This window comes from Lactobacillus sp. ESL0237 (assembly GCF_003692985.1).
GTDB classification, from domain to species: Bacteria; Bacillota; Bacilli; order Lactobacillales; family Lactobacillaceae; genus Lactobacillus; species Lactobacillus bombicola.
Genome location: NZ_REHE01000014.1, coordinates 1 through 19,562, shown reverse-complemented (window position 1 = coordinate 19,562; position 19,562 = coordinate 1). Strand labels below are relative to the sequence as shown.

The window sequence follows — 19,562 nt, the reverse complement described above, 5'->3', positions numbered from 1 at the left end:
GATAAGGGGAATTGAGTATGTCTAAAAAAGATATTATTAAAGAAATTGAAGATACTGCCAAAGGCCAAATCAAAAAAGAAGTGAAATACACTGATGAGCATGATAAAGAGCATAAGCTGACTATTACTATGCGCCGGCTTGGCGGCCGTGACCGTGTGAGATTGCAGCACTTCATGAATGCTGGAGATAATATGGTCCAGTACGGTGACTTAATTGAGGGCTTGCTTGATAAAGCACTAGTATTCCCACACTTGAGCTTTAAGACCGTTAACGAAGATATTGAAAAGACTAGCTTGGTTGAGCAAGAATTAGAATACGAAGACTATGATGGCAAAAAGCATAAGTTTTTATTCCACTTTACTAATGTTAGGGATATGCTTAATTTAATCCGTAGTGCCCGTGGTGCTAATGAGTCCAACGAACTAGAGCAATTCTTTGACTTTGCCACTGAACTAGATGCAATCAAGTCAACTAGTGGTAAGACACTATCATTAGAGGACTTAGATGATGCTAAACATATCAATGAAGTTGCTAATGACATTGCTAATGCAATATCCAAAGCATTACATGTTAACGGTTTTTTAGACATTGCACTAGAATTGCAGAGATTTTTTCTCCGCAGCTAATCAAACAGAGCTATTTTTTCCCAATAATAATGGTGAATGGGTAGCTGACAATACTAAAATTGATGAACTTGCTAAAAGATATGTCAATGATGCTTTAATTATCAATGCTGGGTTAGCAAAATCAATTGCTGAAGTTGAAGATATGTCAATTGATGTACGTGCAGTTCTTACAAGAACCGCATACAAAGTTTTTAAAATGAGGGCCAATTTAATAGCCAATAGTATCGGCTTAGCTATTTTTGGAGGAGATGATAGTCAATCGTGATGATTGGCTTTTTTATTTTAAGAGAAAGGAGGTAAATAATGAGCGACCGTGTTGCACAAATGGACGTTGGCATTGGCTTTGATATCCAAGACTATAAGCTAAAAAAACTGCTTGATGACATGGATAAATTGCGTAAAAAAGCACAGTCAATCAATAGTGTTTTTTCAAAAATCAGCATGCCAAATTTGACTCGTCAAACTAGCACTTTACAAAGCGATACAACCAAAGCACTTAACTTTAGTAAGGCGATAGAAACAACTACTAATAAAACCGTTGCTTTAGATAAAGCTTTGCAAGAAAGTAACACTAAAATTGACAACTTTGTCAAAGAGATGCAACAAGGTAAAGATAAAGTAGATGCCTTTACTAAAGAACTTGAAAAAAGCAAAAATAAAGCTGATGATTTTAATAAGTCCGTTAAAAACACTGATACTGAAAAAATTGAAAAAGCAAGCCATACATTAAGGGATGCTTTTTCTAGCTCTATAATTGGTAATGCTGTTACTAATGTATGGGACAATCTTAGTTCACAATTCAAGAATATCTATACCGAAGGTATGGCATATAACGGCTTATTAGGTAAAATTGATGCCCGATTTAAGAACATGGGCTTTTCTGATAAGTTTGTTAAGCAATTAGACAAACAGCTTGATGTACTTAAATACAATACCAATATGAATGATGATCAGGTAGCTAATGTTCAAGCTAAAATGCTTAACTGGTCAACCATTGGTAATAAAGGTGCAATGGATATCACTAAGACAATTGCCGGCATTGGCGATAGTTCTAAGCTAGACGGTCAGACAATAGAAAATCTAGCAAGTGGTCTAATGAGAGTTGGAGCAAATGGTAAAGTTTCTTATTCTGCATTAAATAGAGTTGCTAAATCAGCTCCAACGTTTTATGCCGCCTTAGCTAAAGGTGCTGGCATGAGTGAAAATAGTTTGAAGAATTTGCTTAAGACTGGTGATGTCACTCAGAAACAGTTTCAAACTTGGATGGCTAGCGCTAGCAAGTATTCTGACAAAGCTTTTGAAGCCTATGGCAATACTCAAGGCGGAGCCATAGGCCAAATGAAGAAGCGTTGGGAAGAACTTGAAGGCACTATGACCAAGCCCCTGTTTAGTGCTAAGTCATCTGGTTTGCAGGCACTGAAAGACATTATGCTTTCAAAAGAGTTGAAGAATGGTGCCAAAACAATTGGTAATGGTATAAGTGATATTGTTATCACGCTTGATAAGCATAAATCTGACATCTCAAAAGCTGTAAAAGATGTTTTAGATATTGGCAGTATCTTAGGTAAAGATATCTGGAAAGACTTCTCAACTGTTTTTATTGATATCGGTCAAACTTTTGGACTAATTAGCAAAAACTCAGATAAAAGTGGTAATGCATTCCATTCATTTGCTGAGTTCATGGACAGTGTGGCCAAGAACAAAACAGTAATAGAATGGCTTGCTAAGTTAATCGTGGGGATATCTACAGTAAAGGCTGCTGACAAAATTACTTCGCCTTTTAGAAAAGCAAGCTCGTCTTTAATCGGTTCTTTTAAATGGGATAAAAAAGCCAAAAAATTTAGCTTTGATAAAGGTGCTATTCCTAGTGCTTATGGTTGGTTATTTGGGTCTAAAACTAAAGATGAAGCTGGAAATGTTATTAAGAATAAAGGTGCTATTCCTAGTGCTTATGGTTGGCTATTTGGGTCTAAAACTAAAGATGAAGCTGGAAATGTTATTAAGAATAAAGGTGCTATTCCTAGTGCTTATGGTTGGCTATTTGGGTCTAAAACTAAAGATGAAGCTGGAAATGTTATTAAGAATAAAGGTGCTATTCCTAGTGCTTATGGTTGGCTATTTGGGTCTAAAACTAAAGATGAAGCTGGAAATGTTATTAAGAATAAAGGTGCTATTCCTAGTGCTTATGGTTGGCTATTTGGGTCTAAAACTAAAGATGAAGCTGGAAATGTTATTAAGAATAAAGGTGCTATTCCTAGTGCTTATGGTTGGCTATTTGGCTCAGAAACTAAAGATGAAGCCGGAAAGATTATCAAAAAGGAAGATATAATTTCAAGAGCTAAGGCGAGCTTAGGTTCTGCAATAATTGGTAGTAAAGAAAATCTTAGTTTTAAAAATTCATTTAAAGGCCTATTTAGTAAAAATATCGGAAAAGGTAAACTGGGCGGAATACTTCAATCAGTTCATTCAACTAAAGAAGGTTTTGGTGGCTTATCTACCGCAGGCAAACTAGCAACTGGCGCAGCGGCAGTAGGAGTTGCTGCAGATGCTGGATTAAGCATTTATAAAGGAATTAAGGCAAAAGCTGGTTCTAAAGAACGCTATCAAGACATTGGGGCTGGAATTGGCTCAGGCATTGGTGGCGGTATCGGACTTTACTTTGGTGGACCGCTGGGCGCAGCGATGGGCTCACAAATTGGCAAAGTTGTTGGCGGTTGGGGCGGTCAAGCTGTTCACAGTTTTAAGAGCGGTTGGCAGTCCAAAAAGCCACCCAAGAATTTTTGGAGTATTGAGAACTTGGGCTGGTCTACACACGATACGGTCAAGAAAGTCAGTGCTGGTGCCAAGTCAGCAATGGGTTCGTTTAAGAAAGGCTGGGATGCTAAAAAGCCGCCTAAAAATATATTCTCATTGCAATATTTAGGTTGGTCAACCAAGCACGGCGGTTGGTCTGCAATTATTAGTGATGCTTCAGCACGTGCTGCTAAATCTGTCCAAACTGGTTGGAATGCCAATAAACCGCCAAAGAATTTCTGGAGCTTAGAGAATCTAGGCTGGTCCGCGCATAGTATGTGGAACGGGCTTAAGTCGAGTGTTACTGATGTGATTAAATGGTTTAAAGATAAATGGAACGGGCTTGTATCTTGGTTTGATAATATTAAATCCAATCTCAGTAATTTTGGCCATTCGATTGATTTAACAGATGGTCATTCGAATATTAGAAAAATATTTAGTGGTAAGAAAGTTGGTTCACATGCTCTGGGCAGTCGAGGTGGTGCTAGTCACTATGCCTTAGTTGGTGAAGCTGGTACTGAAATTGGCTATCACGTCAATGGCAATTATGCACGTTTGCTTGGTGCCAATGGCCCAGAAATCGTTAAAATTCAAGCTGGAGAAAATATTTTACCAGCTGGTCCAAGCGCTAAAATTCTTAATGGTGGTTTAGGCAAAGGGATGACCTTGCCAGGCTATGCCAATGGTAAAGGCTCCCCGAAAGCTATTACTGCAGGTACAGTTGCTACTCCAAACTACGCTAAAGCCAAGAGCGCTACTGACAAGTACCAAAAAGATGCACTTGCTAAAAACCGCAAGTTCAACAATTCGTTGGTTAGTGATTCTAATAAACTGGACAAATTCCATGTTGGTAGTTTTCACTTTGCTGGAGGAACAGACTGGCGCAAACAGTACGTCACACCAGCCATACTCAATGACGGTAACGACTCACCAGCAACTGGTAACCGTGAAGGGATATTAAATCCAAATGGTACTGTTGAAGTTGTTAAAGGTCGCAATGCTAAGCGCTGGCTAATGCCTTGGCAAGACGTGATTAAAGCAAGTGATATGGCTAAACTAGCTGGTCAACCAGTTCACTTTGCTAATGGCACAAAGCCAATAAAAACTGCTAAGGCAGATTTAGTTTCGACTAACGTCATAACTCCGAATTATTTTAAAGCTAAGAATGCTACTGATAAGTATCAAAAAGATGCACTTGCTAAAAACCGCAAGTTTAACAACTCGTTGGTTAGCGATTCAAAGAAATTAGCTGATAAACGAGTTAAAAATAACAAACTACAGTTCGACAGTCTAGAAAGGGATACTAACAAGTCTTTCCGCAAGTTAAATAAGCAATGGTCTAGTTCTTGGGACGACATTACAGATGATTTCAAGCATATTTTGAATCGTCTGCCAGATTATACTCAAGATGCTTTAAATGGTGTTGTCGGTCAGTTAAACAAAGGATTCAAGGGTATCAACAGTGCTCTTGGTCAGTTTGGTGGCAATGACCATGTTTTAAGCATGATTCACTATGCTAATGGTACTGACAAGCCTGTTGAACGACCTCATTTGGCTGTTTTAAACGATAGTCCGCGTGCCTTACGTCAAGAAACAATTGTGCATGCTAACGGAAGTTATGAATTCCCACAAGGCAACAATGTGGTCAGATTGTTGCACAAGGGCGACAGTGTCCTTAATGGCGAAGATACATTTAAAGCTCAACAGCAAGGTATCTTGCCATTCTATGCTGAGGGTAAAAATTCACATTCAGCACTGCAAAAATTAGCCGAAAATAATGCTAAAAACTATCAAGCAGGTTTTAACCGCGACTTTACTAATAATGTCAAAGTACAACCACCAAGATTACAACAAGGTGTCACAATCTTAGGTAAGAATGCTGCTAAACCAACTGGTTTTAAGTGGTATCAAGCGATGTACAACTTCATTAACTCGCTAATTCATGACGGTGCAGGTGGTACCCGTGAAGCGTTTCTTAACTATGCTAAAGAGCATTTTTCAGGTAAGAAGTATGTGATGGGTGCTACTGGACCCGATGCTTACGACTGTTCAGGAATGGTTTCGGCGGCATTAAGTCACTTTGGTATCGATATTGGTCGAACTACCGTTGCAATGCAAGAATCTAGCGGTGTACAAAGCTTAGGTCATGATTTTAGTCGGACAGTACCGGGCGACTTGGTTATCTATGGTCATGGTGGCGGTGCAGCTGGACACGTAGGGATTATTAACTCTAAAGCTAATAACTCAATGTTCAACGAAACCCCACCTTCTGCTCGTGTCACATCCATTGATACCCCTAAGAGCATGGGATATGAGTACTTTAGAGTTAAGGGACTGCACAATGCCAGTGCTAAAACGGCTATTCCAGCAAGACTAACTAGACTAGTTAAGTCACAGTTGAGCACTAAAGCTATTAACTGGATTAAGAGTAATCTTAGCGAAGATGCGCTAGGCGGTAGTGTTAACTTAACTGGTGATATTGGCCAACGTGCAAGAGCTTTAGCCAAGGCATTGATGGGCTTAGACCATAATGCAACCAAGAATGGTATTGCCGCAATTTTGGGTAACTGGTTTTTTGAGTCGAGATTAGACTCAGGAGCAGTCAACTCAGACGGTGGTGCTAGTGGACTTGGTCAATGGCTTGGGGGAAGATTATCCAACTTACGGGCTTTTGCTAAAAGTCATGGTAAAAGCTGGACCAATCCAGCCGCTCAACTTAAATTCGCTTTGAGTGGCGAAGGCTCTGATAGCTCAATCTTCAAAAGCGTCTTAGAAGGACACGGGTCAGTTGCTGATTTAGCCAACAAATTCTCCAGTAAGTGGGAACGTGGCGGTTATAATGCTGAGCATGTCAATGGGGCAAGACAAGTAGCTGGTGCGTTGCGAGGACTTAGAAACGGCGGACACGTAAAGGCTGGCGAAAGGGTTCGTGTTAACGAAGATGGAATCGAAAGTTTTCGCCCTGATGTTAGTGGTACAGTTATCCCTCATGCTCAAACGATTAAAAATATCAATAACAGCGCTAAAAAGGCTGGCAATGTGACGATTAATCAGAACATTACAGTTCATGCAACTGGCACTAACGCTAGTGAGACCAAAGCACAAGTTAAAGATGCTGTTGATCAAGCTAATGTGGCACTGATTGAAAAACTGCAAGAATTAATGGGATTTAATGATGATGGAGGTGTAATTATCTAATGATTGCTAAAACACTAGTAGCTGAAGAAAAAAAGGCTAAAAAAGCCTATACTAAGCAGCTTAAAGCGGTCAGCAAAACCAAGCGTACAATGAAGAGCTTGGAAGTCGAAGTTAGAAATAAGCATGGGGGTAAAACCCATGTTAAAAGGGTAGTGCCAGAGAAAAATAAGGCTAAGTATGGCAAGTATAGTAAGTTGCTGAAAGCTCAAAACAAAAAGCTGGCCAAAGTTAAGAAAAGTTATACATCTAAAAAGAACTTGATTGCACGGCGTAAAAAGTATGCCAGTATGAGCAAGAGCCTGAAAAGTATAAATTCACAAATTAAAAAAACAAATAAAGTGTTGGGTCAGCCTAAAAGTGCAGTATATTTAGCCGATTTAAGTTCTGATCAAACTATCTTTTTCGGTGAATTTGATGCAACTGAAACCAACTCTGCTGAAACTCCTAGCCAGCCAGTAGATAATTCTGACCCAAGAACCAACTATTCTAGGAGGACTGATAAGACCATCTCATGTACTGCTTATCTTTATGCACAAGACAACTCTAGCCCAGAGGCTAGACAAGCTGACCTAGAAGCGCAATTTAATGCGTTTCAAAAGTGGCAATTGTGGGGCAAAGAATTAACTTTGCGGGGCTCCAGTTATTGGAAGCATGTTTATATTCAGTCAATTTCAAAATCAACTGAAAACAAAGACCAGAATGTGCTCAAACTTAGCTTAACTTTTTCTTATCGGAAGATTGCCAAAGTAACTTATAGTAAGAAAAAGTCTAAGGGTAAAAAAACACCCAAGGCTGGTTCAGTAAGTAAACGTGACCCAAGGCGCAATCGAATTCATCACATGAAGGTGGGCGACAACATTTATCGTGTGGCCAAGAAGTATGGTGTACCCGTCAGCAAGCTTTATGCTGAGAATCCTAAAGCCAAAACTAGAAAGGGTAAGGTGATCAAGATATGATTCGTGATGTGCTTGAAATCGATAATGATAGCATCCCATACAGTTTTGATATGGATATCGAAGATCAGACTTACACGCTTACTATTAATTACAATACGATTAGTCGCGAGTATTCGGTTGATCTCTTTACTGAAGAAGGTACACCAATTTATCTGAATTACAAGTTGGTGTTGAATCAGCCGTTGTGGTTTGGCATTGAAGACCCAAGACTACCTGCATGGCAGTTGGTACCGTATGATGAGTCTGGGCATGAGGATACCATTAATGAACTTAATTTTAATAAAACAATCTTTATCTCGATTGATGATTTAGAAGAAGGTGTTAGCTAATGAATGGTGTAGATGGTCAAACCTTTTATGGTAAAAAAATAGAAATTGTTTTACCAAATCTACCAAATAAACCGTCATTTAATAACTGGTCACCACGTGGATATGGCTTCAACATTACTGGCACCATTAACTTTAATGATGCTGGGGATGTTGAAAAGAACACCATTACCATTAATAACCTGTCGCCTGACCACCAAAAAATGTTTAAGGAAAAGGAACATATAGTGGTTAAAGCAGGCTCAGATGACCTTTTTGCGGTAGTTTCTGAGGGTAAAATTACTAAAGTGCATAAACTAGTTGATGAAGGAGCCACCAAAACACTTAACATTGAGTTTAGTGATGATACTGATTATGGGGATAAGAAAAAAATATCTGTCTGGAGTGGTGCTAAAACTGTCAAAAAACGAGTTAAAAAGCCGAACGGCAAGTATACCATTGTTAAAAAAACTGTTCGCAAAAAGATTAATTTGTCTTTTAAAAAGGGAACAAAAGCATCTACTATCGTTAAAAAAATCAGCAAAATGGCAGGTATTCCCATTAGCAATGTAAAGTTTACCCATGATTATGTTTATAAAAAGGGCTACACCGTATCAAATAAGCCGTTAGCGGCGATTAAGGATGTAGTCAAGCAATGTAAAGCGCATATTTATTTTCGTAAAGGTAAGCTTTACATTGACAACTGGGATAAGCCTAATCCTTATAATGAGAATTTGACTATTAGCAAGTTGACGGGATTAGTGGGGCATCCCTCTTTTGACGATGATGACCGCATTAGTTTTCAGATGTACCTAGACCCTAGAATATCGACTGGTTCAGTTGTTCGACTAGTGGATAAAGCTGTCGGTATAGATGACTTATATCGCATCAAGTCGGGAAGTCATGACTTGGAAAGTATGATTACAAGTGTGGAGGTTTATAAATGACAAAAGTTAGTACTAAGCGTCATCTTGATATTGAGTTCATGAACGAGCTTTTTCCGCAACTTTTATTGTCACGAATTTACTGTATGATGATTGGCACCGTAACTCGATTTGATGGCGAAGTTGCTGATGTTCAGCCAGCACCACTACAGTCAGATGATAGTAAGCGTCCAGTAATAATTGAGTGCCCCATTTTACAAAGTGCTTTAATTGGCTTTAATAAAGATGGCTTTGCAGTTAAAAAAGCGCTTAAAGTCGGCGATAAAGTGCTAGTAGGCTTTCATGACCGCGATTTAGAAAATTATCGTGGACAAAAGACATATAAACTGGCAACTAAACGAATGCATAGTATCAATGATGGAATTGTGTTGGGGAAACTTTAATGGATATTAAGTTAGATGAAAATAACGACCGTGCTGCTGTTGACGAAGTGGTTACTGACGATGAAGAATTAGCCCAAGCTATTAAAATAACTTTAGCAACAAATTTGGGTGAATTAGAGTGGAATCGCAAATTTGGCTTATCTCATCAAGATATCCTTGATAACGCAGATAGTCGTGATTATATCGTCAAACAAGTTGAAGATTGTTTAGCTGCCAATTTTGATGAATTCGAAAATGTTAATGTCGTTTCGATTAATCCTCATACTACAAATAGACAATTAAATGTAGTGCTGGAAGTCAAAATGGCAAACGGCGAAACGATTCAAGTTGACACAGGATCAAATGATGAAACGGAGGTGTGAGAGTGACATTATTAACTAATGGACAATTGCAAGCATTAACAGAAGACGAAATCAGGGAACGGCTTAATGTGAATGCAAAAGCTATCTATGGCGACAATGTTAATACAAATGACAACTCAATTGTTGGTATGGATAATGGCATTTTAACTATCCTAGTTCACGATATTATGGAACTTTTGCAAACAACTAATTGGGCTAATCACTTGCTAAGTGCTAGTGGGAAAGACCTTGACCGCTTTGGTCAAGATGATGGCATCCCACGAAAAAGCTCGTCACCAGCAACAGTTCAGCTCAAAATAGCTGGCGAAGCAGGGACAGAAATACCAGAAGGCTCTCAATTTACAACAAATGAGAACCTTCTTTTTTATACCACTGAGAACGCTAAAATAGGGGCAGACGGCACTATTATGGTTGATGCAGTTAGTGATACTGAAGGTGCCGAAAACAATGTATTACCTAACACCATTACCCTAGAAGTTGATGTGATTGATGGCATTGATAGTGTGACTAATCCGATTGGCGCCCAAGGCGGCGCAGATGAAGAGACAGACATCGCTTATCAAGCAAGACTGTACAATGAACGTGTTCACCCTAAAAACGGTTCTGAAGATGGCATTAAGTCGTACTTAGAAAACGAAGTGGCAGGTGTTCGGCAGGTTAAGGTAATCTCCAATAGAAGCATGCAATCAGATAAGTATGGTAATCCCCCGAAATCAACGCATATCTATGTACTAGGCGGGGCTAACCATGACATTGCACAAGGGATATTTGAAATCGTCCCAGCTCCCGCTTATACGGTTGGACAGATACATGAAGTTGTAGCAAATCTTTCTGGGGATGCGCGTGATGTTTACTTTGACCGAGCTACAACTAAGCCAGTATTTGTAAAAATTGGTATTAGTACTAACTTTAATTTTAATACTGAAACTGGAGCTAATGACATTCGTAAAAAGATTCGAGATTGCTTCTCATTATTAGAAATGGGGGACACAGTTCTCTTTAGCAAGCTGTATGAGTACATCTGGCAAGTTGATGGCTTAAAGTCAGTTGACGTTCAACTAGGCTTAGAACCTGATAAATTAGAATTAAAGGATATTCCGATAAATGAGTTTGAGTTGGCAGTGATTGACGATACGAATATCGAGGTGGCTATAAATGTTTGATTATAACAACTATGACCATGATGAATATGAAAAATATATTCGCAACATGTATCCCGCGTTTATGGCTCAAGATGAAAACAGCAATAATCAGAAATGGCTAAAACGTGTTGCTGACATCATGACTGAGTTAATCGATCGCATCATGATTAGTTATGATGCGCAGAACTTTAGACATGCAACCGGTGACGATTTACGCAAGATAGCCAAGGATTGGGGCATTTCACCGACTGATAATGATGAAAACTTTTTAAAGTTTGAAATTGCTCTAATGATGCTCAAACACCATCTTGGTAATGATGAAAATTCAATCATCAAACTGATTTCAGTTGCACTTGGTGCTGATCCAAACGAATTTACAGTTGAGACTAGACGCGATAAAAACGACAACGAACCAGAGCGACTAGGTATCTATAATTTGCCAAGAAAGTATATGACTAACAAAAACAAGGAAGAAATTCTTTCGAAAATGCTAATCGATATTCTTGGTGATGAAGTCAATCTATATACGATTGAATTCAATGAAAAATATAACGCTAATCTCTATTTGTCGGGTGGGATAATTAGCAGTAACTATGTTTGCGGTGCGATGGACAATCAATTTAGCGAAGAACGCAACCTAAACTGTCCAGTGGTGTTTTCAATTGGAGCAGTTGTTGATAATTATGTTTATGGAAGTATGGGAGGTTAATATATGGCAGATGAAACTGAGATAAAGTTTCGCTTTACGGCAAAAGGTCAGCAAGTATCGGCTGCTATTCTTGGCGGTAAAGATAAAATTGAGTTTACTAAAGCAGTCGCTAGTATAGATGTTCACATCAATGATACGGATGCAGATATAGCTAACATTTTTGATTTAGATAACAAAAAACAAATTGCAGATATTCATGATGTGGTGGCGGTTAAAAACAATATTGTACAAATCCCAATTAAATTCGAGAAGAATAAAATAACGGAAGATTACCAGCTAAATACTATTGGTATCTATGCTAAATACCAAGACCAAGAGTTCTTATACGCTTTTGGAGCGCTAAAATATCCAATATATATGCATCATACTGATGATAGTGGTGTGTTTAAGATGTATACCTACATCACAGTTGGCACGGTAGCTAATGTAGTCATCAAAACTGACAATACTGAGAGTGTCTCACGGGACGATTTAAGCAAAATACTGGTTGACTATCCGACTAAAAGTGACATCGCTGGCAAAGCGAATCTCAATGACATTTACAACAAAGATGAAATTGATGATAAATTTAAAAAACAAAATACCATTACTGATAAACTAACTAGTGATATATCAAAAAAAGTATCTTCAGTAAATGGAATATTACCAGATAGCTTAGGAAAGATAACATTACCTAATTTATTTGATCCAGATTATTATTATAAGTTTGAATCTGGGGGAATCCTAGATGTAGATACTTTAAATCTCACAACAACTAATAAAAAAACGGTTATTTGCTTTGATGGCCGTATCCTTAAAGCAAGTTTGTCACCAAGTAAAGCATTATCTTATATTTATAATTTTAAAAATTATCAAACGGGTTACCTAATTGATTATTACACTCGAACATATGGTGATAGTCATTTACAAATATTAATAGCTTATCATAACTATTATGACGAAAATTCTCCAGGATATTCTCATGCTTACAATACATATAATGTATATATTAGACTTTTCAACAAGAAAACTATTGCTGGTGATTCGTATGTAAGTGATAATACTTTTTATAAAATTGCTACTAATAATGAATTAGACCCTATACTTAATTCAAAAGCTAATGCTTCAGATGTTTATAAGAAAGTAGAAACATATAGTAGAAAAGAAATTAATGACAATTTTGCTGGTAAAGCAGATTTAGGCAATCTTTATGGCACAACCAAAAATGGTGTAAGAAAAAATTTTTATAGTACAACTGTTAACCCTGACGCTATAACAGAAACCGGTATTTATAGAATTGACGCGTGTTCAATTAGTGCTTCAATAGATGGCACCGCAATTAATGGCACAAAATATGGCTGGCTAATGGTATTGAATTATAATGAAACCTCTAATACCAACGACTTATATCAATATCTGATTATAAATGAAAAAATATACACAAGAGTAGTTTCGCTCTTATATCAAACTTTCCCTACTTTTAAAAAGATAGCTAACTCAGATGATTTATCTACTAAAGCAAATGCAAGTGATGTTTATAGTAAATCAGAAGCAGATAGTAAATTCAGTGGCGCAATCAAAAAAATAGACGGTTACTTACCAGATTCAAACGGTAACATGAACCTAGGTGGTACCTATGACACAATTAATAGTGTTAATAGTAAAGTAAGCAAGAAAGTATCAAAGTTATCAAACCCTGACCGAATAGGATATACGTGGGATACTTTTGATGTTGACAACCCAACAGAAATACTTGGCACAACTATACTTATCAATTCAATTTTAAAAGCGTCGCAAAACTATTCAGCTTTTAAAGATGTTTCCGGCAATCTTATCTCCAGTAATGGTGCTCTTATAGTTGACAGATGCGTCATGAATTCAGTCGACCGTTCAATCGACCACTTTTTTGAATTTCTATTTCTAGTAGGAGCAGATTCGTTAACGCACATATATTTTAGAGATATATCCCCAAATGTAAAAAACTATAACGATAAATTCCGTAAATTAGATAATTAAGGAGAACAAACTATGACAGAAAATAACAATAATATGTTTAAGCAAGTTTATTGGTCAACGGCTGATCGACCATTTGAAGTATGGTTTGCACCGCAAGAGGTAAAAGTAGAATACCCATTTACAGAAGTGGTGCCAGATCCAAGTATCAAGGCACCTATTTTTGTATGGGAAGGGCAGAAATGGGTAGAAAACACAGAGGTAAGCCAAGCGGCACAACTTAATGACTTAAAACAAATAGTTGACCAAATCAAAAATGCTAACAGTAATAATGCCAATGATTTAAACAAATTTGCTAAAAATCAGGCAAAACTATTACAAATGTTAACCCCTAAAATAGCAGGTAAGCCAACCGTACCAACACCACCAACTGCTACAGTTTCGCCTACTACAACCACACCTACTACACCAAATAATAATGAAACTACTATTCCAAACACTAATGGAGGTGCACAATAATGGATACACACGAAATGATGTTTGATTTGGTCGAGTTTTATTACAATTTTGGTTGCTATTCTGCGGAAGATGTTGCCTATTTCGTTGGGTATAATGCACTCACAGCAGACGATTACAAGGCAATCACTGGTAAAGAATATGTAGCTAGTCCAGTGGTATAAGCAGAAAGGGATAATATTGGCAAGTGACACATTTTATTAACTTAGATTGGGAGTATGTGTTTGACTTTCTAGCTTCAGTGGGATTCTTTGGATGGATTGTACAGTTGATAAAAAACTATTATACCAATCACCAACAGCGCAAAAAGTTGGAAGATCAACTACCACAAATTATTGATGCAATCCATGAAATTCAAGGGACTGTCGAACAGCTCAAAAAAGGAGAAACGGAAGATTTACATGTAGAACTGGACGAACTAGCTCACCAGATAGAAAAACAGGGCTATCAAACCGAACAACAGTATAATCGATTGACCCAGATTTACAATACCTATCATACTTTGGGTGGTAATGGCTCAGGCACAAAGTTATACGAGCAAGTTTCAAAACTACCCATTAGATCAAAGGAGAATTAATTAAACATGACAAAACTAATTTTTGACGCTGTATATGCAGCGTTATTTTTATCCGCAATTTTAGTTGGTTTATATGCAAGTAAGCATGCCACAAAAAACAAGGCACTACTCTTCATAGAAGACTTAGCAGCAGCGTTTGTTAGACAAGCAGAAACTACTGATTTAGACGGACAAGCAAAAATGGACAATGTTATTAGTAGCGTTGAAGATGCCTTAGTAAGCCACGGTATAAAAGTGGATGCCACAATCGAAGCTGTAATTAGAGCCTTTGCTGAAAAAGAAGTTGCCAAAATGAATGCTAACAAGAAAGAAGATGCTAAAGTTGAAGATAAACAAGAAGTACAGCCTAGCAGATAATGAAGGTAGCTCACAACTGGCTACACCAAGATTCATTATTGCTCACTCTACAGCAACACCTAATGGGGAAGCTTGGGCGATTGCTAGAAATATGAAGACAAGTGTTAATGTAAGCCAGACTTATGTACATTTAGTTATTGATGATAAAAATATCTATCAAGTGGGAGAACTAGGCTATGTAGCATGGGGAGCAGGTAGTCCTGCTAATAGCCTGAGTCCTGTACAGATCGAGTTGTGTGAATTTACTGACCACAAGCGTGCTATTAAAGCCTACAAACATTATGTAAATTGGTTAAGATGGTCAGCTAAAAAGTACGGTATACCACTAACTTTAGATGATAGTAAAAATCGTGGAATAAAAACTCACTCATGGCTTGTACAGCACGGCTACAGTAATACCGACCACGTTGACCCATGGCAATACCTGCCTAAAATTGGTGTATCAAAGGCCAAGTTTGCTAAAGACTTAACTAAAGGTTTTAGCGGGGCAAATATTGCATTGACTAGATAAAATAAGTCACTCTGGACTCATGTCTGGGGTGGCTTTTTTTAGTTTTATCAATTTTTTTAAAAAACATGATAAAACAACATTTATGAATATAATTTGACACTAACACAAAGTAAATTGATAAAAAAGAATTGATTTTGGAAAATATAAGAATTATTCATAATAAAAAATAGAATCTTAGATGGAGTTAGCGTATAATTTAAGTGGTCAGGATATAGTTTAAGTTATTCAAAGTATGTGAAATGATAAAAAAATTACATTTGCACCATGGCTCATTGTTTACGATTTCAAAGAATTTAAAATTAAACGGAAAGAAAGCCATCAAAAAGCCTATTAAATACACAAGAAAACAAATATTAGATGGGAATATTGATAATCATATTGGAAGTTTAGGGTACGGATTTTATACTTTTTTAGACGATTATAAATTAGCATACGACTTTGAAAAAAAGTTTATACATGAAGCTCATGATCGAGTAGTAGTGTTTGAATTAGATGTTGAAGTTTCAGAGGATAATTTACTTGTTCTTGATGGTGAAAATTACGATTCTAAGCAATTTCGAAAATGGTTAGCTCTTCCTGAAATACAAAAAAGTATTAAATTTTATAAAGAAAAACAAAAAATCAATAATACCGGCAAGCAAAATAGTTTAGATGGCATTTTAATAGAATTGTATTGTTCTTTATTAGCAGAAGTATGGGGAACAAAAATAGAAGTTGTAAAAGCACCGACGCATACTTCTATTGATGGTATGAAAGTTTCTGGTATAATGAACGGGATTGAAGTTCTTATAAAAGACCCTGAGGTTATTGTTGATGGGACTTTCAAAGAATACAAATTGGAGGAAAAGACTCATGGCTAAGTATAATTATGACTTTGATACAATGGTTAAAAAAATGAGGGAAATTTGGACTCCAGAAGATTTCCTAAGAGCTACAGAAAAGTTAATGTATGCAGGTTACATTAACTATGAACAAACTTCTCTAGCAAATTTCATTCAAAATAATGCAGTAAATGATAATAATAGCAGAAGCTTTAGCTATTTGACTAGTACTGATGATTTTTCAACAGAAAAAGATTTTGTTTTAGCAGCATAAGGATTTAAAATGAATGATACAACTAATCCAGTTATTCAAATTAAAGCATATAGAATAACCGATATTAATTATCACCAATATGATACAAAAACAGAAATAGATGCTTTAAAAAATAATAAAACTGAAGAAGAAAAAAATGGCTTAAAAATGAAGTATAGCATTAGCAAGACTGATGATACTGGTATAATTGAAATGACTGCGAATCTATTATTAGAAGAGCAGAAAAAAATGATAAATATAACTGTGAATGGTCTTTTTAAATATCGAGAAGATATTAAAAATAATGAGGACAAGAAAAAATTTTTGATGATAAATGGAGCAGCGATGATTTATCCTTATTTAAGGTCAACCGTATCAATGGTAGTGTCTATGGACAATCCGTTAACTACAGTTTTACCGTCATTAAATTTTGTTGAGCAGTTTAAAAGTTTTAATGAAAAACGACAAGATGAATAGAAATAAAGCCACTCAGATTAATTTCTGGGTGGCTTTTTGTGTATAAAATTAACTAAAATGCAGATGCCGACCATTTTTGATATAATAAAAAATGGTACATGATTTATCATGTACCTCGTAGTATTCGAAAAGGAGTTTTCTATTTGACAATCCTTTTGGTTAACGGCACTGGCTATGAGGTACACGCCCATGTACCTCGGAACGCAGTGCCTAAAAGTTTAATCTCATAGCTCCGTTCCACTATCATTTCATATCTCATGGATATGATACCACGGATTAGACATTTAGCAAAGTGGCTAGACCTAATAGGTTTAGTTGCTTTTTTAATTAAGGATATAATCAAAAATAAAAAAACGCCCTGACTAAAAACTTGGAAACGGGCGTATTTTAAGCAAAAATATTGTATGGTAACCACGTACTTTGAAGGCGATTCTACCATTGAAAAGTCTTACTATTACCAGTAGTAGGGCTCTTTTTTGTTTACAACAGTATTTTAGCATGTTTCAAATTGGTATGCAATTTTGACAATTTAAATATTTTTTTCGCACGGCAAACGCACGGCAAAAAAGTGGGAAAGTATAGCCCACTATAGCCAATAATGCTGTTACATCAAGTAAAGTGTAACGTTATGAACCACTATGAACCCAAATAATAATACCTGTACTCTCCTTTTATAAAAGCCTATAGTTACTGATACTATAGGCTTTTTGCTTACTTAAGGTATCCAAAAGGTATCCAAAGTATTAAATTTCATCAAGAATACTGACAATCTGCTTGTCTGACTTTTGCTTCAATTCATCTAACATGTAAGCGTAAGTGTTGGCTGTGATACTCATATTTGAGTGCCCTAGACGCTTTGAAATAGAGTAGAGGTCAACTCCTTTAAATAGTAGCAAAGCCACGTGAGTGTGCCGCAAGCTGTGGAAGTGGAAACTTTTATTCTTTATGCCCAGTTTATCTAATTGCTTTCTCAATGTTTTATTGACTGCGTTAGATGTTGGAATTGTACCAAATTTGTCGATGAATAATCTTTCATAATTATTGACTTTTAATTGACTTAAAATATCTAGTAGCTTTTGGTCGACTTTAATCACACGTGTCGATGACTTATTTTTAGTTTCCTTGTTGATTTCATCTGAATCGTAGTCAACAACTTTTTTGCTATCGTAGTCCCAGGATTTCGTAATATGTATTTCTTGATTTTTAAAATCAATATCATGCCAAGTTAGCACTCTAATTTCACCAGGCCGCATACCAGTGTATATTATTGTTAACAGCATATATCTACTAACGTATGTAGGTTTAATGTCAATAAGCAGTAATTCTTTCAATTGCTGAACCTGCTTAAAGTTAAGATATTCAATCTTACGTGTTTTATCATCATTCCAGGTTAAATTTATTCGCTCGGTAAAATTTGTTCTTAACAAGCCCTCACTCATAGCATCTTTGATACAGCTACGGATACTACCATTAGTCTTTTGAACAGTATCCTTAGCGTGGGTTTTACCATAGACATTGAGAAAATCTTGATATTTAGCTCTAGTCATTTTGGATAATTTAATATTGCCAAAATTCTCTTTGATAATATCGTGAATATGAGCGTACCGACTAACGGTGCCATGAGTTTTGCCTGGTGCCTTATATCTTAGGTACCAATCTTTAAAATAGTCGGCAAAGATAGGGTCCTGATTCGAAATTAGGTTCTGATCCTTGGCTACTTCGATTTCATTGGCCCATTTACGAGCTTGCATTTTAGTAGCAAAGCCGCTTTTTACTTTAAATTTTCGCTTGCCCAGATTATCATACCACGATACCTGCGCACGCCATTTGTCGCCGCGTTTTTCTAAATGTGCCATATTTATTTTTCCTTATTAATTTGCTAAAATAGGGTAGACAAAAAGCTTTGGCTAATTGCCTGCATGTGAAGCCTTTAAGAATAGTTTTCCAGACGAGTTCTTAAGGGCTTTTTTGTTTTATTCATAATCGGCTAATTCCGTTGAAAAACGGCTGTTGATCCCATATTGTTACAAAAAATTACAATTCTATCTTTTTTATTATCTATCTCCTTAGGTTGTTTTCTATGATATTTGTCATCGTAGATTGGAACATTTTTAGGGTAATAGTCTATTTCCCACAAGATTGCATCATCACTAACAGATCTTAGCGATTTCTTATACATTGAAAATGCGAGCTTTCTCTTTTTCTTGTTGTTATCAGTCATATATTTACCTTGAAAAGTAATGTATCCGTTGTATGCAGTTATTTTATGTTTGTGTACCTTTAAAGTAGATAGTTTCTTAGGATCTAACTTATACCAAGTGATGCCTTTATGGTAATCATTGTGCATTCCTGCAACTTGCTTCCATTTACCCAATAAGCTAGTGTAGTTTCCTTTTTTAATTTGCTTAAAGTCCATTTTTGATGCAGCACTGGTTGTAGCTGATGTGGCATTAATTGTAGTGCTACTAGTAGTTATCAGTCCTAAACCCATTAATAGTGCACTGAATACTACAGCTATTAGTTTTTTCATAATTAACCTCATTATAATCTGCCGTAGGTTTAACGTCGCTGGCGTTGTGGACAAAATTACTCTTTTCTTTATATTTTCAATCAAATATAATAATTATATATATAAAATTATTATTTTATGAAGGAGTACATTATGAAGAAAATTATTACAATTATTTCTGTCGCAATTGC

General features: G+C 36.5%; 21 protein-coding genes. 18 read left to right on the top strand and 3 right to left on the bottom strand.

Going from position 1 to position 19,562, the window contains the following annotated elements:
- The first annotated feature begins 17 nt into the window (after positions 1-17).
- Positions 18-626 (top strand): hypothetical protein, encoded by a 609-nt coding sequence (locus F5ESL0237_RS08030; RefSeq protein ID WP_122025166.1) that lies wholly within the window; start codon positions 18-20, stop codon positions 624-626.
- Here the strand turns inward: F5ESL0237_RS08030 and F5ESL0237_RS08025 are convergent, their stop codons facing one another.
- Entirely contained in the window at positions 627-845 is a 219-nt protein-coding gene (locus tag F5ESL0237_RS08025) for a hypothetical protein (protein WP_122025165.1), read from the bottom strand. It abuts the gene before it with no gap.
- An 84-nt stretch (positions 846-929) separates the two neighbouring features.
- On the opposite strand from F5ESL0237_RS08025, the gene F5ESL0237_RS08020 reads away from it, so the two are divergent.
- From F5ESL0237_RS08020 to F5ESL0237_RS07940, 17 genes are all read left to right on the top strand, one after another.
- A complete protein-coding gene (locus F5ESL0237_RS08020) occupies positions 930-6,617 on the top strand; it encodes a phage tail tip lysozyme (protein WP_122025164.1) in 5,688 nt (1,895 codons plus the stop codon).
- Complete coding sequence (locus tag F5ESL0237_RS08015) at positions 6,617-7,573, top strand: LysM domain-containing protein (RefSeq protein WP_122025163.1); 957 nt, start codon at positions 6,617-6,619, stop codon at positions 7,571-7,573. The genes F5ESL0237_RS08020 and F5ESL0237_RS08015 overlap by 1 nt, the downstream gene beginning before the upstream one ends.
- Positions 7,570-7,902 (top strand): hypothetical protein, encoded by a 333-nt coding sequence (locus F5ESL0237_RS08010; RefSeq protein ID WP_122025162.1) that lies wholly within the window; start codon positions 7,570-7,572, stop codon positions 7,900-7,902. Before F5ESL0237_RS08015 ends, F5ESL0237_RS08010 begins: the two co-directional genes overlap by 4 nt.
- A complete protein-coding gene (locus tag F5ESL0237_RS08005) occupies positions 7,902-8,825 on the top strand; it encodes a hypothetical protein (protein ID WP_122025161.1) in 924 nt (307 codons plus the stop codon). Before F5ESL0237_RS08010 ends, F5ESL0237_RS08005 begins: the two co-directional genes overlap by 1 nt.
- Positions 8,822-9,205: a Gp138 family membrane-puncturing spike protein gene (locus tag F5ESL0237_RS08000; protein ID WP_122025160.1), complete on the top strand. Its 384-nt coding sequence runs from the start codon at positions 8,822-8,824 to the stop codon at positions 9,203-9,205. The genes F5ESL0237_RS08005 and F5ESL0237_RS08000 overlap by 4 nt, the downstream gene beginning before the upstream one ends.
- Entirely contained in the window at positions 9,205-9,567 is a 363-nt protein-coding gene (locus F5ESL0237_RS07995) for a hypothetical protein (RefSeq protein ID WP_122025159.1), read from the top strand. The genes F5ESL0237_RS08000 and F5ESL0237_RS07995 overlap by 1 nt, the downstream gene beginning before the upstream one ends.
- Positions 9,568-9,569: 2 nt before the next feature.
- Positions 9,570-10,730: a baseplate J/gp47 family protein gene (locus F5ESL0237_RS07990; protein WP_122025158.1), complete on the top strand. Its 1,161-nt coding sequence runs from the start codon at positions 9,570-9,572 to the stop codon at positions 10,728-10,730.
- Positions 10,723-11,418, top strand: coding sequence for a hypothetical protein (locus tag F5ESL0237_RS07985; protein WP_122025157.1), 696 nt, complete (start codon positions 10,723-10,725; stop codon positions 11,416-11,418). Before F5ESL0237_RS07990 ends, F5ESL0237_RS07985 begins: the two co-directional genes overlap by 8 nt.
- A 3-nt stretch (positions 11,419-11,421) precedes the next feature.
- Positions 11,422-13,413: a hypothetical protein gene (locus tag F5ESL0237_RS07980; RefSeq protein WP_122025156.1), complete on the top strand. Its 1,992-nt coding sequence runs from the start codon at positions 11,422-11,424 to the stop codon at positions 13,411-13,413.
- A gap of 12 nt (positions 13,414-13,425) precedes the next feature.
- Positions 13,426-13,869, top strand: a complete 444-nt coding sequence (locus tag F5ESL0237_RS07975; protein WP_122025155.1) for a hypothetical protein — start codon at positions 13,426-13,428, stop codon at positions 13,867-13,869.
- Positions 13,869-14,030, top strand: coding sequence for an XkdX family protein (locus F5ESL0237_RS07970; RefSeq protein WP_233551981.1), 162 nt, complete (start codon positions 13,869-13,871; stop codon positions 14,028-14,030). The genes F5ESL0237_RS07975 and F5ESL0237_RS07970 overlap by 1 nt, the downstream gene beginning before the upstream one ends.
- A 104-nt stretch (positions 14,031-14,134) precedes the next feature.
- Positions 14,135-14,443 (top strand): hypothetical protein, encoded by a 309-nt coding sequence (locus F5ESL0237_RS07965; RefSeq protein ID WP_147441005.1) that lies wholly within the window; start codon positions 14,135-14,137, stop codon positions 14,441-14,443.
- Positions 14,444-14,449: 6 nt separating this feature from the next.
- On the top strand, positions 14,450-14,800 hold the full coding sequence (locus tag F5ESL0237_RS07960) for a phage holin, LLH family (protein ID WP_122025153.1): 351 nt from the start codon (positions 14,450-14,452) through the stop codon (positions 14,798-14,800).
- On the top strand, positions 14,766-15,311 hold the full coding sequence (locus F5ESL0237_RS07955) for a peptidoglycan recognition family protein (protein ID WP_158592444.1): 546 nt from the start codon (positions 14,766-14,768) through the stop codon (positions 15,309-15,311). Before F5ESL0237_RS07960 ends, F5ESL0237_RS07955 begins: the two co-directional genes overlap by 35 nt.
- A 239-nt stretch (positions 15,312-15,550) precedes the next feature.
- Positions 15,551-16,171, top strand: coding sequence for a hypothetical protein (locus F5ESL0237_RS07950; RefSeq protein ID WP_122025151.1), 621 nt, complete (start codon positions 15,551-15,553; stop codon positions 16,169-16,171).
- Positions 16,164-16,406 (top strand): hypothetical protein, encoded by a 243-nt coding sequence (locus F5ESL0237_RS07945; protein WP_122025150.1) that lies wholly within the window; start codon positions 16,164-16,166, stop codon positions 16,404-16,406. The genes F5ESL0237_RS07950 and F5ESL0237_RS07945 overlap by 8 nt, the downstream gene beginning before the upstream one ends.
- A 9-nt stretch (positions 16,407-16,415) precedes the next feature.
- The gene (locus F5ESL0237_RS07940) at positions 16,416-16,862 is read left to right on the top strand and encodes a protein-export chaperone SecB (protein WP_122025149.1); all 447 of its coding nucleotides are present in this window, start codon (positions 16,416-16,418) and stop codon (positions 16,860-16,862) included.
- A gap of 743 nt (positions 16,863-17,605) precedes the next feature.
- Here F5ESL0237_RS07940 and F5ESL0237_RS07935 read toward each other — a convergent pair.
- Entirely contained in the window at positions 17,606-18,718 is a 1,113-nt protein-coding gene (locus F5ESL0237_RS07935; protein ID WP_122025148.1) for a site-specific integrase, read from the bottom strand.
- A gap of 131 nt (positions 18,719-18,849) precedes the next feature.
- Positions 18,850-19,392, bottom strand: coding sequence for a DUF6287 domain-containing protein (locus F5ESL0237_RS07930; RefSeq protein ID WP_122023050.1), 543 nt, complete (start codon positions 19,390-19,392; stop codon positions 18,850-18,852).
- Between the last annotated feature and the right edge of the window lie 170 nt (positions 19,393-19,562).

Bases quoted from the DNA above. Each gene is read 5' to 3' on its own strand.
- F5ESL0237_RS08030 (WP_122025166.1), top strand. From the start codon at position 18: ATGTCTAAAAAAGATATTATTAAAGAAATTGAAGATACTGCCAAAGGC.
- F5ESL0237_RS08020 (WP_122025164.1), top strand. From the start codon at position 930: ATGAGCGACCGTGTTGCACAAATGGACGTTGGCATTGGCTTTGATATC.
- F5ESL0237_RS08015 (WP_122025163.1), top strand. From the start codon at position 6,617: ATGATTGCTAAAACACTAGTAGCTGAAGAAAAAAAGGCTAAAAAAGCC.
- F5ESL0237_RS08010 (WP_122025162.1), top strand. From the start codon at position 7,570: ATGATTCGTGATGTGCTTGAAATCGATAATGATAGCATCCCATACAGT.
- F5ESL0237_RS08005 (WP_122025161.1), top strand. From the start codon at position 7,902: ATGAATGGTGTAGATGGTCAAACCTTTTATGGTAAAAAAATAGAAATT.
- F5ESL0237_RS08000 (WP_122025160.1), top strand. From the start codon at position 8,822: ATGACAAAAGTTAGTACTAAGCGTCATCTTGATATTGAGTTCATGAAC.
- F5ESL0237_RS07995 (WP_122025159.1), top strand. From the start codon at position 9,205: ATGGATATTAAGTTAGATGAAAATAACGACCGTGCTGCTGTTGACGAA.
- F5ESL0237_RS07985 (WP_122025157.1), top strand. From the start codon at position 10,723: ATGTTTGATTATAACAACTATGACCATGATGAATATGAAAAATATATT.
- F5ESL0237_RS07980 (WP_122025156.1), top strand. From the start codon at position 11,422: ATGGCAGATGAAACTGAGATAAAGTTTCGCTTTACGGCAAAAGGTCAG.
- F5ESL0237_RS07975 (WP_122025155.1), top strand. From the start codon at position 13,426: ATGACAGAAAATAACAATAATATGTTTAAGCAAGTTTATTGGTCAACG.
- F5ESL0237_RS07970 (WP_233551981.1), top strand. From the start codon at position 13,869: ATGGATACACACGAAATGATGTTTGATTTGGTCGAGTTTTATTACAAT.
- F5ESL0237_RS07960 (WP_122025153.1), top strand. From the start codon at position 14,450: ATGACAAAACTAATTTTTGACGCTGTATATGCAGCGTTATTTTTATCC.
- F5ESL0237_RS07950 (WP_122025151.1), top strand. From the start codon at position 15,551: ATGATAAAAAAATTACATTTGCACCATGGCTCATTGTTTACGATTTCA.
- F5ESL0237_RS07945 (WP_122025150.1), top strand. From the start codon at position 16,164: ATGGCTAAGTATAATTATGACTTTGATACAATGGTTAAAAAAATGAGG.
- F5ESL0237_RS07940 (WP_122025149.1), top strand. From the start codon at position 16,416: ATGAATGATACAACTAATCCAGTTATTCAAATTAAAGCATATAGAATA.
- F5ESL0237_RS07935 (WP_122025148.1), bottom strand. From the start codon at position 18,718: ATGGCACATTTAGAAAAACGCGGCGACAAATGGCGTGCGCAGGTATCG.
- F5ESL0237_RS07930 (WP_122023050.1), bottom strand. From the start codon at position 19,392: ATGAAAAAACTAATAGCTGTAGTATTCAGTGCACTATTAATGGGTTTA.